The organism is Staphylococcus sp. HMSC034G07 (assembly GCF_001835975.1).
Lineage (GTDB): Bacteria > Bacillota > Bacilli > Staphylococcales > Staphylococcaceae > Staphylococcus > Staphylococcus ureilyticus.
Window position 1 is genome coordinate 1 of sequence record NZ_KV826600.1, and the last position, 16,202, is coordinate 16,202.

At 34.8% G+C, this 16,202-nt stretch carries 14 protein-coding genes; 3 read left to right on the plus strand and 11 right to left on the minus strand.

Annotation, left to right across the window (positions count from 1 at the left end; genetic code table 11):
* Positions 1–374, minus strand: a 374-nt coding sequence (locus tag HMPREF2586_RS04430) for a YSIRK-type signal peptide-containing protein (protein WP_141752929.1), incomplete at its 3' end; no start/stop codon positions are given.
* Positions 375–749: 375 nt separating this feature from the next.
* A complete protein-coding gene (locus HMPREF2586_RS04435) occupies positions 750–2,078 on the minus strand; it encodes a sodium-dependent transporter (RefSeq protein WP_070038324.1) in 1,329 nt (442 codons plus the stop codon).
* A 274-nt stretch (positions 2,079–2,352) separates the two neighbouring features.
* Between HMPREF2586_RS04435 and brnQ the strand changes: the two genes are divergently transcribed.
* Positions 2,353–3,657, plus strand: a complete 1,305-nt coding sequence (brnQ, locus tag HMPREF2586_RS04440; RefSeq protein ID WP_046207009.1) for a branched-chain amino acid transport system II carrier protein — start codon at positions 2,353–2,355, stop codon at positions 3,655–3,657.
* A gap of 258 nt (positions 3,658–3,915) precedes the next feature.
* On the plus strand, positions 3,916–4,287 hold the full coding sequence (locus HMPREF2586_RS04445) for an iron chaperone (RefSeq protein WP_046207010.1): 372 nt from the start codon (positions 3,916–3,918) through the stop codon (positions 4,285–4,287).
* A 77-nt stretch (positions 4,288–4,364) separates the two neighbouring features.
* On the opposite strand, the gene HMPREF2586_RS04450 is transcribed toward HMPREF2586_RS04445, so the two are convergent.
* On the minus strand, positions 4,365–5,105 hold the full coding sequence (locus HMPREF2586_RS04450; protein ID WP_070658235.1) for an alpha/beta hydrolase: 741 nt from the start codon (positions 5,103–5,105) through the stop codon (positions 4,365–4,367).
* A 456-nt stretch (positions 5,106–5,561) separates the two neighbouring features.
* Between HMPREF2586_RS04450 and HMPREF2586_RS04455 the strand changes: the two genes are divergently transcribed.
* Complete coding sequence (locus tag HMPREF2586_RS04455; protein ID WP_046207012.1) at positions 5,562–6,791, plus strand: pyridoxal-phosphate-dependent aminotransferase family protein; 1,230 nt, start codon at positions 5,562–5,564, stop codon at positions 6,789–6,791.
* 168 nt (positions 6,792–6,959) lie between these two features.
* Here the strand turns inward: HMPREF2586_RS04455 and HMPREF2586_RS04460 are convergent, their stop codons facing one another.
* The 8 genes from HMPREF2586_RS04460 to allE form a co-directional block, all read right to left on the minus strand.
* Positions 6,960–8,168 carry a CynX/NimT family MFS transporter gene (locus HMPREF2586_RS04460; protein ID WP_046207013.1) on the minus strand — a complete coding sequence of 403 codons (1,209 nt, stop codon included), beginning with the start codon at positions 8,166–8,168 and terminating at the stop codon, positions 6,960–6,962.
* Positions 8,169–8,274: 106 nt separating this feature from the next.
* A complete protein-coding gene (arcC, locus tag HMPREF2586_RS04465) occupies positions 8,275–9,222 on the minus strand; it encodes a carbamate kinase (RefSeq protein ID WP_064209610.1) in 948 nt (315 codons plus the stop codon).
* A gap of 13 nt (positions 9,223–9,235) precedes the next feature.
* Complete coding sequence (locus HMPREF2586_RS04470; RefSeq protein WP_070658233.1) at positions 9,236–10,006, minus strand: oxamate carbamoyltransferase subunit AllH family protein; 771 nt, start codon at positions 10,004–10,006, stop codon at positions 9,236–9,238.
* On the minus strand, positions 10,003–11,268 hold the full coding sequence (locus tag HMPREF2586_RS04475) for a YlbE family protein (RefSeq protein WP_064209611.1): 1,266 nt from the start codon (positions 11,266–11,268) through the stop codon (positions 10,003–10,005). The genes HMPREF2586_RS04470 and HMPREF2586_RS04475 overlap by 4 nt, the downstream gene beginning before the upstream one ends.
* Before the next feature lies 1 nt (position 11,269).
* Positions 11,270–13,030, minus strand: coding sequence for an acyl-CoA synthetase FdrA (locus HMPREF2586_RS04480; RefSeq protein ID WP_064209612.1), 1,761 nt, complete (start codon positions 13,028–13,030; stop codon positions 11,270–11,272).
* Positions 13,031–13,045: 15 nt separating this feature from the next.
* Positions 13,046–14,095, minus strand: a complete 1,050-nt coding sequence (gene allD, locus HMPREF2586_RS04485) for an ureidoglycolate dehydrogenase (RefSeq protein ID WP_046207018.1) — start codon at positions 14,093–14,095, stop codon at positions 13,046–13,048.
* Positions 14,096–14,251: 156 nt separating this feature from the next.
* Complete coding sequence (gene allD / locus HMPREF2586_RS04490; protein ID WP_064209614.1) at positions 14,252–15,283, minus strand: ureidoglycolate dehydrogenase; 1,032 nt, start codon at positions 15,281–15,283, stop codon at positions 14,252–14,254.
* Between the two features lie 15 nt (positions 15,284–15,298).
* Positions 15,299–16,087 (minus strand): (S)-ureidoglycine aminohydrolase, encoded by a 789-nt coding sequence (gene allE / locus HMPREF2586_RS04495; RefSeq protein ID WP_070812648.1) that lies wholly within the window; start codon positions 16,085–16,087, stop codon positions 15,299–15,301.
* Positions 16,088–16,202 lie beyond the last annotated feature (115 nt).

Sequence of the window (16,202 nt, forward strand, 5' to 3'; positions counted from 1 at the left end):
TGTTTATTGTAGTCTGGATCTACTTCTTCTGTTGTGTTATTTTTATTATTTTCTAAGTCTACCTTTTCATTATTTACGTTTTCTGCATCAGTCGTTAATTTATCATTATGTAAGCTTTGATTTTCTGAAGTTTGTTTATCATGCTCTAAATTATTATTCTTATTAACCGGTACACTACTTTCCCCAGTAGTGTTATCACTATTTGTTTCCCCAACATGTTCCCCAATGTCCTGATAACTCATTTCGCTTGCTTGTTTTTCTGTTTCAGCAGCTTGCGCATTGTCTACGCCTATAAAGAGTAAAGATCCAATTAATATAGATGATGCGCCAAAAGTGAATTTGCGAATACTATATTTGTTTTTTTTCTGTTCCATACTTGACACCTCTTGGTTAATAGAATTTAATAAATAACAAACTTCCTTTTGCTAAATGAATAGATTTAAAATAAAACGCGGTACTAATTCGAAAATTTTACCAATAATCTCTTTCATAAATTACTCCTTTCAGAAAACGTTTTCAAATAATAGTAAAAATTAAATTATCTATTTAAAACAATTAATGCAATACAACAAATTTTTTAAATAAATAATTTAATTTGACCTTACTAAACAAATAAAAAATAGTCAACAATATAAATAAAAATATAATAACTTAATTCATACTTTACAAATTATTCAAAAAAGCCCTTTATCAATACTCAATTTTCACATTGATATGATAAAGGGCTAATAATTAATGTTATTTAATTGCTATAAAAATTGTACGACAAATATTAATATAATAACGACTGGTAAAATAAATTTAATGAGATAATACCAAGGCATAAACAACCTAAATTTATCTTTTCCAAAGTGTTCTTTTAAAGCGTGTTTATCAAGTAATTGTCCTACAACAAGTGTTGTTCCCAACGCACCTATAGGCATTAAAATGTTGGAAACTAAGAAATCCATGTTGTCAAAAATAGTACCTGCTGCAAATTTTACATGACTCAGACTTCCAAAAGATAATGTTGCAGGAATACTTATCATAAAAACAAGTACACTTATATAAAGCGATACAGATTTACGTTTCGAATTATCATTTTTAGTAAAGTTTGACACATTGAGTTCTAGTAACGAAATTGAAGAAGTAAGTGCTGCAAATAAAAATAATATTAAAAAAATAAAATAAAAACCTGAACCATATGCCATCTGGTCAAATACTTTTGGTAACACTTTAAATAGTAATCCAGGTCCTTCAGTTGGGCTATAACCGAAAGCTGAAATCGCAGGGAAAATTGCTAAACCTGCTAACACAGATACTAGAATGTTCATCGCTACAATAGAAACAGCCGAAGTTTTAATAGTCATTTCTTTAGATGCATAACTAGCATATGTAATCATGCCTGTTGTTCCTAATGACAGTGTAAAAAACGATTGGCCTAGCGCAAATAAAATCCCCTCTATTGAAATATCTTCTAATCGTGGTTGCAATATATATTTCAATCCTTCGAACGAGCCATCGAGAGTTAGCGATTTAACAACAATAATAATAAGGAAGATAAATAATAATGGCATCATAAATTTAGATGCTTTTTCTAATCCTTTTTCAACTCCCATCATTACAATGAACATCGTCAACAAAATAAATATCCCTTGGCCTGTAACCGTCAACCATGGATTACTTATAATAGATTCAAATTCTATTTGGCTTAATTTACCACCATTAAACGAGCATATTTGAAGTAATACATTAAATATATAAATGATAATCCAACCACCGATGACACTATAAAAACCAAATAAGATAAATACAGCTAAATTACCATTCCATCCTATAATATTTAACCATTTTCTATTTGTTAATTTTTCATATATTTTAGTAGTATATGTTTTGCCCATTTTTCCCACTGTAAATTCCATCATTAATAATGGCAGTCCTACAAACAGTGTAAATATTAAAAACATTAATAAGAAAGCCCCACCACCATAAATACCTGCCATATATGGAAATTTCCACATTGCGCCTAGCCCTATCGCAGACCCCGCACTTGCCAATATGAAACCGAGCGATGACTTCCATTGTGATTCATTATGCATCTTTCATACATCCTTTACACCCTATTATTCTTTACTGCGTTAAAGCGTTTATGTAACATAGGAAACTACTATAACATTTTTTTGAATTGAGCTCAATAGTTAATTACTTAAAACACTCGATATCATCACATTTACAAACATGACATTAAAAACTACTTCATTTAACATTTTAGACATTCTAATTTTCTGAAATTTCATTGAATTCATATAACTTTTGTGTTATATTAATGTATGTTTTGCAACAAATAATTTTAAAAATAATAGAGGTATTAAAATGAATAGACTCATACTGATTTCTGGTCTAATGTTATTCTCATTTTTCTTTGGAGCCGGAAATCTAATATTTCCACCTATGTTAGGATATACAGCTCAAGAAAATATGTGGGTTTCAATGATAGGATTTTCAATCACTGGTATTTTATTACCATATTTAACAGTCATCGTCGTAGCTTATATGAACGGTGGCGTTGAAAGTATTGGTAACAAAGTCCATCCGTTATTTGGTACGATTTTTGCAATCTGTATTTATGCATCTATTGGTGCATTATATGGTATACCACGTGCTGCAAATGTCGCTTACGAAATTGGCACGAAAAACGTATTACCTGTACATAATCAATTAACTTTAATTATATTTTCAGCAGTCTTCTTCTTAGTTGTTTACTTGATTGCACTTTATCCAAATCGAATCATAGATAATTTAGGTAAATACCTAACACCTATTTTAATATGCATTATCGCTATTTTATGTATTTTAGTTATTATTAAACCAGAAGGTTCAATTGGTAAAGCTGGTGGCGACTTTGCGCAAACACCACTTGTGTCTGGTGTCTTAGAAGGTTATTTCACAATGGACCTCGTTGCTGCACTCGCTTTTTCAGTAGTCATTGTTCAAAGTTTTAAATTAAATGGTATTAATGAACCAAAGTTATTAGTTAAAAATGTTGTGAAAGCAGGTTTTATTTCTGCCGTGCTGTTATTTATCATTTATTTTGCTTTAGCTTATGTTGGCGCGACAACTGATCAAACAGGCTTAAAAGATGGCACAGATATTTTAACTTTTAACTCATTACGTGTATTTGGGTCTTTAGGAAACTTAATTTTTGGGATAATTGTGATACTAGCTTGTTTAACAACTTGTATTGGACTTGTAAATGCTTGTTCAGCGTTTGCAATGAAAAAATTACCAAAGATTTCTTATAAATTATTTGTACTTATCTTTTCAATATTAGGTTTTACTGTTTCTACTTTAGGATTAGAACTTATTTTGGAAATTGCTGTACCATTACTTACATTTATTTATCCAACATCTATCGTATTAGTGCTTATTTCGTTATTGAGTATCTTCATCTCATTTGAAATGAAATATAGCTTTATCATACCAACAATTGCAACATTGATTATTTCTTTATTACAAATATTAAATGACTTTAATTTAATTAAAATACTTAATGTTGTATATGCGCATTTCCCATTAGCAAATATCCAATTAGCATGGTTGATACCATTTATAGTGTGTCTGCTAATCGGTATTATTATCGATTTCTGCTATGCTAAATCGCAAGCTAAAATGACTTAAGTTAGTGCGCACTATTAACCAGACGGTATGTCAACACATATCCATTCTCATCAATACATCCCTTCAACTATGGGATGTATTTTTTATGTAAAATAGTAAAATTTCAAAAAGGTTTTCGGATTTTTAAAGTTGTTTATACGCATAATTTAGAATTTTCCATTATATTCATTCACCTATAAAATGATATATTTGTATGTAATTGGTATAATACATGTTAGCTATATAATAAAATTTGCTATTTAAGGATTGTGATTGGGTATGACTGAATTTAATGAATTTTTGGAGTCATTAGAAAATGACAAACAAACAGCCACAATGGAAGCTATCTTTAATTGGATTTCTGAGACTTTTCCTGAACTCGAAACAACAGTAAAATGGAATCAACCGATGTTTACGCATCACGGTACGTTTATTATTGCTTTTAGTAAATCTAAACAGCATTTCTCAGTAGCACCTGAAGCAAAAGGAATGGCTGAATTTACTGAACAGATTGCAGAATCTGGATATTCACAAACCAATAATTTATTTCGTATTAAATGGACACAAGACGTTAACTATGAACTATTGCAGTCCATGATTCAATTCAATATCGAAGACAAAGCGAATTGTACTACATTTTGGAGAACTTAATTTTAAACATATTGAAACATAAAAGGATGGCTCTACTCATATTGGGTAGAAACCATCCTTTTTAGTATTTAAATTGTTTATGTATAATCTTCAAAAAACGCTATCACATCTTGCTCTACATCCAAATGACCTTCACCATACGTCATTAAATGTTTACACGTAGGATAACCTTGAATTTCTTTATCCTCATGCTCAATTTGATTATAAATATAATTTGCACTAGCTTCATAAGCCTTTTCATCTTGTTCGCCAAACTTTATAGCAATAGGGACAGAAATTTGATTTAAGTGTGCCATCGCATCATCAACAAGTTTTTTAAATTTATCAAAACCAACGGCATAGTTTTCAATTTGATTCATCTGTTGTTGTATTGCTTCTTGTGACAAACCTACTAAGTTTCCCATGCGTTCTCCATAAAATTCCAGCCTTTTTGCAAGTCCAGCATCGTCTTTACTAAGCGGTGTCGACATCACTGCAACAGAAGCAACCTGCTTTTCTTCCGCCAATTTTAAAGACAAAATACCGCCTAATGAGATGCCGCATACACTTATATTTGAATAACCTTGATCTTGCAAATATTGATATCCTTCTAGCGCATCTTGCCACCAATCCTCTGCGTCATAAGCCATCAATGATTCGAGCAATAAGCCATGCCCTTTATAGGAAGGCGCATAACATGTAAAACCAGCTTTATTTAATTTTGTAGCTAATAATTTTACATCTCTAATCGTACCTGTAAATGAATGTAATAACAATATAGCACGTTCAGAAGATTTATTTTCCAAAAATATCGGATTAGGTTCTTTTACATTTATCATCTATTGTCACTCCAACTTTTAACATCCATACACATTGTAATAGAAAATCGTTTACGATACAACGCGTTATGATTAATGAAAATCAAGATTGCTCAAACGACTATCTCTCAAAAAAATACAAGCCACTTCCTTAATGGAAGTAGCTTGCTTCTATGAGGAAGTCTGGAAACATGCCTAAGGCATGCTCACAGCGACCCATAGTGTGTGCATGCCCTTGGCATGCTTATATAGTGTACAATTTTATATAAGTTCTTTCAAACATTTATAAATACTGAAACTATTGAAATTCATTTTATCTACATGCAAGTATATAGGATAATTTCTATTTATCTTCTTTATTTTTGTAATATTCAGATAAATGATTGTTAAATAATTATCGATTTTGACGAATATAACTCAGCTTTAATAAAGTATAATATATAATGACGGAATTTAAAGGAAAACGAGGTAATAAATATGGATGATTTAAAAATCAACAAAAGATTAATTATGACACCTGGCCCTGTTAGCGTAGACCCCCGCGTTTCACAAGCAATGTCAAACTCTATTTTAGGTCAATTTGACTATGAATTTGTAGACATTATGAATCAAACAATGGAACTAATTCGTAAATCTTTTTTAACAAAAAATCAATGGTCATTTCCTATTGATGGCACAAGTCGTGCTGGCTTAGAAGCTGTGATTTCCAGTATTGTTAAACCTGGTGATGATGTCCTAGTTCCAGTCATCGGACGTTTTGGCTATTTATTCGCTGAACTGGTTACGCGTGCTGGTGGTATCGTTCACAGCATTTATAAACCAATGGGAGAGGTATTTGAACAATCAGAAATCATTGAAGCTTTAGATCAATATCAACCAAAAGTACTTGCTATTGTACACGGTGAAACATCGACTGGTAGATTGCAACCAATTGATCAACTTGGTCGAGCATGTAAAGAAAGAGGGATATTTTCTGTTGTTGATGCTGTGGCTACATACCAAGGTATGGTTATTCCAGTAGATGAGTGGGAATTAGATGCAGTCATCGGTGGCGCTCAAAAATGTTTATCTATTCCTTCAGGTATTACCCCAATTACTTTCAACGATAGATTTAGTGATGCCATCAATGCGCGCAAACGTGTAGAACTTGGCATTCGCTCTACTGAAACCACAGAACCAGATCATTTTATCAGAAGTAATTATTTAGATTTAGCACAATTACAAGATTATTGGAGCCCAAAACGTTTAAATCATCATACTGAAGCAACGACTGCAATATATGCACTTCATACTGGTCTAAGATTAGCACTATCTGAAGGACTGGAAGCACGTGCGCAACGGCATGCCTTTCACCAAGAAGGTTTAAAAGCAGCCTTGAAGGCATTAGGACTCGAAATATACGGCAATGAATCGAACGAAATGAAAATGGTTATATGCGTTAATATTCCTGATGGTATAGATGATATAGCATTCAGAGACAGTTTATTAAAAAATTATGGCATAGAAATTGCAGGATCCTTTGGAGAGTTAAAAGGTAAAATATGGAGAATCGGTATCATGGGTTATGCTATCCAAAAACAGAATATCTTAACATTTTTAGCTGCATTTGCAACTCACCTTCTTGCTCAAGGCCTTATCAAAAATCTTGATATAGAAAACGCAATTAAAACACTTATCAATCACTATGATAATAATGCGATATCATAAGATTTCAACACATCATTTGACTATATAAATCAAAAAAGGTACAACTCCAATCCTAAAATGATGCACATCTCAGAAGTTAGATTTTTAGTCCAACTTTAGAGGTGCCCATCAAAAACCATTGGTGTCGTACCTTTTTAATTTTTTCATTATAAATTTAAGTCTTTGCTATTATTCATCTTCTACAACTCTATTTTTAGCTGCAGGATAACCAAAAATAAAGAATAGTAATGACATGAGTAATAATGCAACAATGCCTGATATCCAATTTCCTGTGAAATCATGCAAGTATCCAATTAAAAATGGTCCAATCGCTGCAATTAAGTATCCTACAGATTGACCAAAACCGGATAATGAAATACTACCATCACTCGTCCGTGCACGGATTGAGAAGAATGTCATACATAAACTGAAACATGCTCCCATTGCTAAACCAGCAATAACCATACCAATAACAAGTAACACTAATGATTGTGTAAAGAATAAGCCAAAACCAGTTAAGAATAAAATTGTGATAATAACGACCAATATACGTTGGTCTTTCAATTTAGATGCTATAATTGGAAATGAAAATGTCATAGGTACTTGAGAAAATTGATTGAGCATTAATAAATAACCTGCTGTGGATGGATCTACCCCTCTATCAACTAATATAGATGGCACCCATGCGACAACGGTATAGAATACCATAGATTGGAAGCCCATCGTCAAAGCAACCATCCAAGCTAATTTTGATTTGACAATATTGACTTTCTTACGATGTTTGACTTGTGTTTGATCAATTGTATGTTGTTCTAATTGCGCACCTTGACGTGCTTTAGGAATCCACAAAATAATCGCGATAATACCTAGAATAATCCAAAATGACAGTGACAACCTAAAACCGAGTGATGTTTGTGATAATGGGAAGCTTAACCCGCCACCTAAGCCTGCTGTAAAGTTCATAGTTCCACTATAAATGCCCGTAGCAATGCCGATTTGCATTGGGAAATACCATTTTACATAGCTAGGTAGTACAACGTTACCAAATGCAATTGCTATCCCTAATACTAATGTACCAATAATAAATAAAGTAAAATCACCAGCTACACGTAAATACAATCCAATTATTAGTAATATAGTAGAGTACAGAATTGTACGAGACATTGTGATACGCGACGTTACTCTCGATACTAATGGAGAAACAATCGCAAAAATAATGAGCGGTATAGTAGTTAAGATGCCAGCAACACTGTTATTAATTTCCATTACATGCTTGATCTCATCAACTACAGGCCCTACTGATGTGAGTGGCGCTCGTAAAGTAGAAGCAATAAACACAATTGCCAAAATTACGCCCCAATTTTCTTTAATTCTATGTATACGATAGGGTTCAGTCATCTTATACCACCTTTCTTCCAAATCTTTTAATATAATAATACAACGAATCGATCAAATGAAAACCATTTGAACGATTCGCAAGTATTGTTTCTAAAGAACTCATCCATTATTGTTCAACATTTAATAAAATACGTGTACCTGCTTTACCTTCTAATGCTTCAACTGCATCATCTAATGAACAGATAATCGCTTCTTTACCCATTTCAGCAAATTGAATCGCAGCTTCAATCTTAGGTAACATACTTCCTGCAGGGAATTGCCCTTCGGCAACATAAGTTTTTGCTTGTTCAACTGAAATTGTTGCTAATTTCTTTTCGTTCGGTTTACCAAAGTTCACACAAACATTTGATACATCTGTTAACATCATAAATGTGTCTGCTTCAACTTGTTGCGCAAGTTTTAAACCAGAGCGGTCTTTATCGATAACCGCTTCTACACCTTGAATATTCCCGTTTTCATCACGATAAACTGGTATACCACCGCCACCAGATGAAATAACAATCGCTTGGTCAATCAATGCTTTGATTTGATTGACACCGTGAATCACGAGTGGCTCTGGTGAAGGAACAACACGACGGTAACCTCTACCAGCATCTTCTACCATCACAAAACCATGCGTTTCTTCTAGGCGTTTTGCTTCAATTTCGTCAAAAAATACGCCAATTGGTTTTGTTGGATTATCAAATGCCTTATCATCTTTATCCACTTCTACCATTGTTAATAATGTTACCACATCGCTTTGAATATTTAATGCATGTAAATGATTTTTCAATGATTCTTCCATCATATAACCAATAAATCCTTGTGATTCAGCGTTACATGCATTGATTGGAAGTGGATCTACAACGTCTTTTGCAGCTTCATTTTGTGCAATAATATTACCGACTTGTGGTCCATTACCATGTGTAATGACAACGTTATGTCCAATTTTTTTCAACTCTGCCATTTTTCGTGTAGCAGCAAACACGTTTTTATATTGATTGTCGTATGACGCTTCTTGTTTAGGTTGTAAAATAGCGTTACCGCCTAAAGCAAGTACAACACGCTTACTCATACGTTTCACTCCTTCAAGTTAATGCTACAAACATGCCATATACTGTGTCTCTTCCTGATGACGAACCTACTTTAAGCAGTCGCTCAATATTTGCCAGTGACGGCTCATGTTGTAACTCTGATATTTTCGAACTAAACAACCCTTGCTGTGCGCATTTTAAAAATGTTTCTCCTACTAGTGTTGTTAATGGTTCATCAAGTAGTTGTTTTAACTTTTCTAAATTTGTTTTTCTAATATAAGGATCAGTAAAATGAATGAACAACATACCAGTTAGAATGTCATCACCAGAGGGCGTGAGCCCTTTTCCTCTACCAATTAAGTAGCGATAATAATGTTCTACGGTTTCAACATCTTCATCTTTAAGCGCATGTATGATTCGGCTCATTGTTTGGCGGTCAAAGTCACCTTCTTCATACATCGTAAAATCATATGTCGATATATTCTGCTTGAGTTCATCATTATTTACCTTTTCAGCGAAGTCTTTAAATGGCAATGATGGGACATGCCACACAAGTTGGCACGTTTTACTAATATATATCGTGTTAGGACCTATAGAGATTTGTTGGTTTAAAGCAATCTCTTTTAACAAACTTTGTTTCGTTTGTTGATCTATTAATATGCCGAACGGAAACATGCCATTTTCATCGGTACCTATAAATACCAGTTCTTGCGCATCATTGACAATATTGAATCCTTTGTTAAATATACTATGCACATAAAAGGTTTGATGATTTGCCAATATTTCCTGGGCAATATTGCCTATAGCTGTTGCGTGGAAAATCACGCTTTAAAACCTAATTTCTCAGCATATGCCGTAATTGCTTTTTCGAAACATTCAATCGGTGGGTGAACGGTACCTGCTCCGATTTGACCATAACCTGCAATTTTATGAGCAATACCTGTATTAATAACTGGCGTAATACCAGTTTCAACGACTTTACGTGCATCAATACCTAAGCAAGCACCTTTAAAGTTCCATGTAGGGATGGCAAAGTTTGGATTCTCACCGATACAAATTTCAGTCATTTCATTACTGATATCTAATGCGTCATCAAAGCCCCCAGTACCAACGAATCTAGTTACAGCTGGTGCAGCGATCATTGCCATACCACCAACACCAATCGTTTCAGTAATCGCTGAGTCACCAATATCAGTATTAGCATCTTCAGCAGAGTAACCTGTGAAGAATAGCCCATGTGGTGTATTGACTGGTGCAGTAAACCATTCATCGCCCATACCAGCGATACGAATACCAAAGTTTTCACCGTTACGACACATCGCTGTTACAACTGTACCGTGCTCAATTGTACGTGCTGCATCCATCATAGCTTTACCTGTAGCCATCGCTATGTTCAAGAAGAATTGGTCTGTATCAGCTAAGAATTGTAATACCTCAGTACGTTTTTCTGCTTCAACATCATCTAATGATGAGATGATAGGCGTAACTTCTTTTAAGAAAGCTAATGAAGCTGCAATGTTACGTTGGTGGAATTCATCACCCATTGCAATTGCTTTAGCGATTAATACGTTCACATTTAAACCATCGTTCATTTTGTGTAATGCCTTACTTAATACCGGTCCTAAAACATCTTTCATCCAGTGAAGACGATTGACTACTGTATCATTATAAGCACCGAAACGTAATACTGCGCCGATACCTTCGTTCATTTGGCAATATGCTTCGTTACCTGTTTCTCTGTTTTCCACAACAAGTACAGGCATATTAGCTGATGTAATACCACCCATTGGACCAACTGCATTGACGTGGTGACAAGGGATGAAAGTGATTTGACCTTCTTCTAACAATTTACGTGCGTCTTGTTCATTGTCTGCCCATCCTTCAAAAAGAATTGCACCGACACAAGAACCTTGCATAGGATCAGTCATATTTTCATATTTAATTGGTGGGCCAGCATGTAATAATACGTTTTCTTTGAGTTCAGGAATTTTAGATTTAGCTGGCACGACATCCACTAAAAATGGTGCTGCTGCAATCATCTTATCAATGACTGCTTGGTTAGCTTCATCTATTGTTTTATATGCCATTTTATACCGTCTCTCCTTCATAATTGTTTAAGAATTGCAGTACTTTCATTAATTTTTCGTCTCCTCCTGCAATTGGGCGCCAGTTGAATTGCACGACTGGTGCATCGCTTGCTTGGATTGCTTCAGTAAAGCTCTTCAATCCAATGTTAATCACGCTTGGTTTCATGTTTATTAAATTCATCACTTTTTCATCGACAGTTAAATCTACAGGTTCTGAATCAAATGATTTCGTTGATAATTTTGGTTGTGCTACGCTGCTGCCAACTAAGTTAAGCGCAGTACGAACCATTTGGTCGTTTGTTTCACAAACAATCGCACCAGCTTCTTTTAAAGTTTTAACTTGATTATCATACCCTTGATGATCATGTTGCGTACCAACAACTGTAGCAAGCACTGCTAATGAACGACCATTAGCTTTAACTTTGTCTAAAATCGTTTTGATTGTCGGTGCAAGTTCGCTAGCCATATCATCATGACTACCATAACCAATAACATTATCTAACATAATTACAGCAGTTGATGGATCATCAGATGATGTTTCTAACATTTCAATGCGTTTCGATGGATCGATCATTGGATGTGGTCTACCTTGTGTATAAATGTCATCGCCTAAGTCGATAATTTCATGGTTTCCACCTTTATATGAGAATCCTTCTGGTGTTACTTCACCTGAAGCGTCGCCTAAAGTATCCTTCACTAACATTGCTGCTTCTGAAGCTAAAGTACCACCTGAATAATATCCTTTGATGCCGTCTTGATTGTCAGCAAATTTAATACCAAGATTTTCCTTAAAAGTTGGGTTAAATTGCGGCGTTTCATCATTAGATAGTTGGACAGATACGCGTGCCGCTTCTTCTAAAGTATATGCATGATAGATATTTTCTTCTGTGTAAGTTGGTTTAGAACCTAAGAATAAGGTAACCACAGGTTTTTCAATATTACGTAGAAGATTTAATACTTTTTCTTCGACTTCTTTAGCTGGTGGTTTAGATATAACAGTAATGACTTTAACTTTAGGATCGGCATTTAATGCTTTTATACTATCTAACATCGTAATCGCACCAACCTCAGTTGATAAGTCACGACCGCCAGTACCGATTGCATTTGTCACACCTTTGCCTTCACGGTCAATGATAGTAGTCACTTCTTGGATACCTGTACCAGAAGCACCGATAACGCCAATGTCACCTTCGTTCACTGTGTTAGTAAATGCAAGTGGTAGGCTATGGATTATCCCTGTACCACAGTCAGGCCCCATCACTAATAATCCTTTTTCATGCGCCATTTGTTTTAAGCGCACTTCGTCAGCTTTTGCAACGTTATCACTAAACATAAATACATTTAAATTGTTTTTCAAAGCAGTTTCAGCTTCCATCGCTGCATATTGACCAGGAATTGAAATTAATGCCAAGTTTGGATTGTTTGCTAATTCTAAAGCACGGTTCCAGTTTGAAGCTTCGTCTTGCTTTTTAGACTTGTCATCCTCTTCACCTTTACCTTTGAGTTCTGCATCAACTTGTTCATTAACTTCATCAACTTTAGATTCATCATCAGTATCTACGATAACAACGATGTCATTAGGTTTCGCATTATCTAATGCTTCAGTGTCAAATCCTGATGATTTGAAAATATCCTTATTGGCAGGCGTGCCCATCATAATTGAAACTTGGTTCACACCATCAATAGCAGACAATTTATTCGATAACAACATTAATACAATCGAATCTTGGTACGTGTTTTCTTTAATTATTGTGTATAACATACTATTCCTCCGTTATTATTCTGCAAATCTATTTTTTCCATGATAACGATCAAAGTGTACATCCTCTGACACTAAGTAATCGTAAATTTCATCAACTATTTCAATGCCTTTTTCATCGTATTTTTCACTACGTAAGCGTCCACGTTCACCTGGATAGAATATTTCTCCATATCCTTCAGCAGCTGGTTGCGCTTTTAGTTCATCTAACATCGTTGAAATACGTGATTTAAATTGATCTAAGTCAGTAAAAAATGCAGGGTTAATGACGATGTGTAATTGTCCTAGGTCACGACCTTTAGTTAAGTCTTTGTACATAGATGAAACATGAACACCATGTGGCACACCTAACAGGCTTCCAGACAAGATATCTACCATCATCATCAAACCGTAACCTTTTGGACCTGCCACTGGAACTAGTGCATGAACATCTCTTGCATTTGTTGTTGGCTCGCCGTTAGCATCTACTGCCCAAGTATCTGGAATAGATTGATGTTTGGCTCTAGCATCGAGCACTTTGCCCCATGCTTGTACTGTTGTCGCCATATCAAATGTAATAATTCTCTCATCATTAGACGGCGCACTAAATGCAATTGGATTTGTACCAAAATAAGGTTCTGTACCACCAAACGGTACGACCATTGGATCAGATTGACACATACTTAAACCAACCATGTTTGCTTTAGATGCCATTTCCACAAAGTAACCTAAGGCACCACTATGAGAGATATGTTTCACACCAACAACTGCGACACCATTTTCTTTTGCCATTGCAATTGCTTTTTCCATCGCTTGTTTCGCAGCTTGATGTCCAGGGCCATTATCCCCTTCAAAAACACCTGTCGAAGGACCTGTTTGCTCAAATTGATACTCAGGGTTAGCAGTAATACCTCCCTTAGCAATACGTTCCGCATAATATTCCACTCTGACTGCACCATGAGAATGAATACCTCTATGGTCTGCAAAAGTCAAAACATCAGCGACATCCTTTGCAGCATCTTCATTTAATCCTGCTTTAACTAGTTTATTTTTCATTAAATCAAATAAATCATTTTTAGAAACACGCATATTACAACCTCCTTATTACTATTATTGTGTTATATTTCATTAAAATTTGTGTTTTCAAGCAGTAAAAAAAGAAGTTACTAAAGACGCACCATGCTAAATGTCATAAGTCACCATTTATTACATTAAATTATCTCGTTCACTTCTTTTTATTACTTCCTAATATATGTCATCAGATATTAAATAATCATAAATTTCTTGCGGAACTGGAATACCTCGCTCTGCATATTGTTTTTTAACTTCTTCTTGAATCTCACCTGGATAATACACTTGATCAAAACCTTTAGCAGGTTTAACGTCATGCAACTCATCTACCATGTCAGAAACCTGTGTTAAAAACTGTGTTTCATCACCAAAATATGCTGGATTAATTACGATATGAAATTGTCCTAATCTACGATATTGACTTAAATCTTCATACATTGAAGTGACATGCTTACCAAACGGTAAACCTAACAAGCTACCTGCTAATATGTCTACCATCATCATCAAACCGTAACCTTTTGGTCCGGCAACAGGTAATAACGCAGCTACTTCAAAAGGATCTGCAGTAGGTTCACCATGTTTGTCCACTGCCCATGTATCAGGTATTGATTTGTTTTTTGAGCGTGCATCTAATATTTTCCCCCACGCTTGTACCGTTGTTGCCATATCAAACAATATAGGATCACCACTTTTTCGTGGTGACGCAAAAGCGATTGGATTCGTACCAAAATAAGATTCTGTACCACCAAATGGTACGACCATTGGGTCAGATTGGCATACGGTTAATGCAACCATACCTTGTTTTGCAGCTTGTTCTGCAAAATAGCCAATGGCACCACTATGCCCCATCTCTTGAATACCTACCATGCCGATACCACTGGATTTTGCTAAATTGATCGCTTCTTCCATCGCTTGATATGCAACATAATGGCCAACAGCATTATCGCCGAAGTATGTGCCTGCTGAAGGACCCGTCTTCGTAAATTTCAAATCTGGTTCCAAATTAAAACCTTTTTTAGCAATTCGTTCTGCATAATACTGCATTCGAACTGAGCCATGTGAATGAATGCCTCGTTCGTCAGCAAATATCATCAGATCTGCTGTTTTTTCAGCTTGCGCGTCAGGTAAACCTGCGTGTGTTAATTTCTCTTTAAATAATTGGCGTAGTTTACCACGTTCGACGTATATTAATGCTCCCTCTTCCATGACTAACAACCTTCCTTAAATTTCTATATCTCTATTTGCCTCCTTGGAATAGATGTAAGCGAATGGTTCGTCTAAACCAACAGCATAAGTTGCTTGTGGTGCATAAGCACCCATAAAGATATAATCACCTTTATCAACTGGTTGCCATTCGTTGTCTAAGTTGTACATACCACGTCCACTTAATACATAAGCCCCATGTTCTTGAACGTGTGTTTCAATATAACCGTGTGAAGCACCTGGTTTAAATGACAAGATGTGAATATTCATATCATATGCTAATTCTTTTGGTAGCAAATCAAGAATTTTAACTTCTTCCATGCCTTCATATGGCTCTTGAACCATATCATTAACGTTTCCAGTTACAACTTCTGGCGTATAACCTTCTAAAGGTTGATAACGTTTTTTATATAAGAATACTCGGCTGTCATTATTTTGATTGCTATTTTCAAATGTCATTACTTGATGAGATGGTACATATAAATAACCACCTGCACTCAATTCATATTTTTTATCATCCGCATACGCGTTGATGTTTCCGTATTCAACATAGATGAATGTTTGAACACCATTTCCACCAAATCCTTGTCTATTTCCACCTTGATTTTTCAATGTTACGAGGTAGTCTACGAAACGCGCACCAAGTCTTGGTGAACCTAAAATCGTTACGTCACAATCTTCAAAACCAGGTACAACATTATTTACTAAACCATCTGGTGTGATGACTGCATAGTTATCTTTTTTTATTACTGAACGTGTTTCTAATAAACCTTCTCTATATCCTTGATTATGATTAATATAACCCATAAATAAAATGCTCCTTTTCTTTATCTGTATTTAAAATCTTTTTTGCTTTTCTCTATAAAAAGTTTGTTGAACCATGTTTATTTATATAGCTCAATGATGTTGTTCTAGGTGTCTA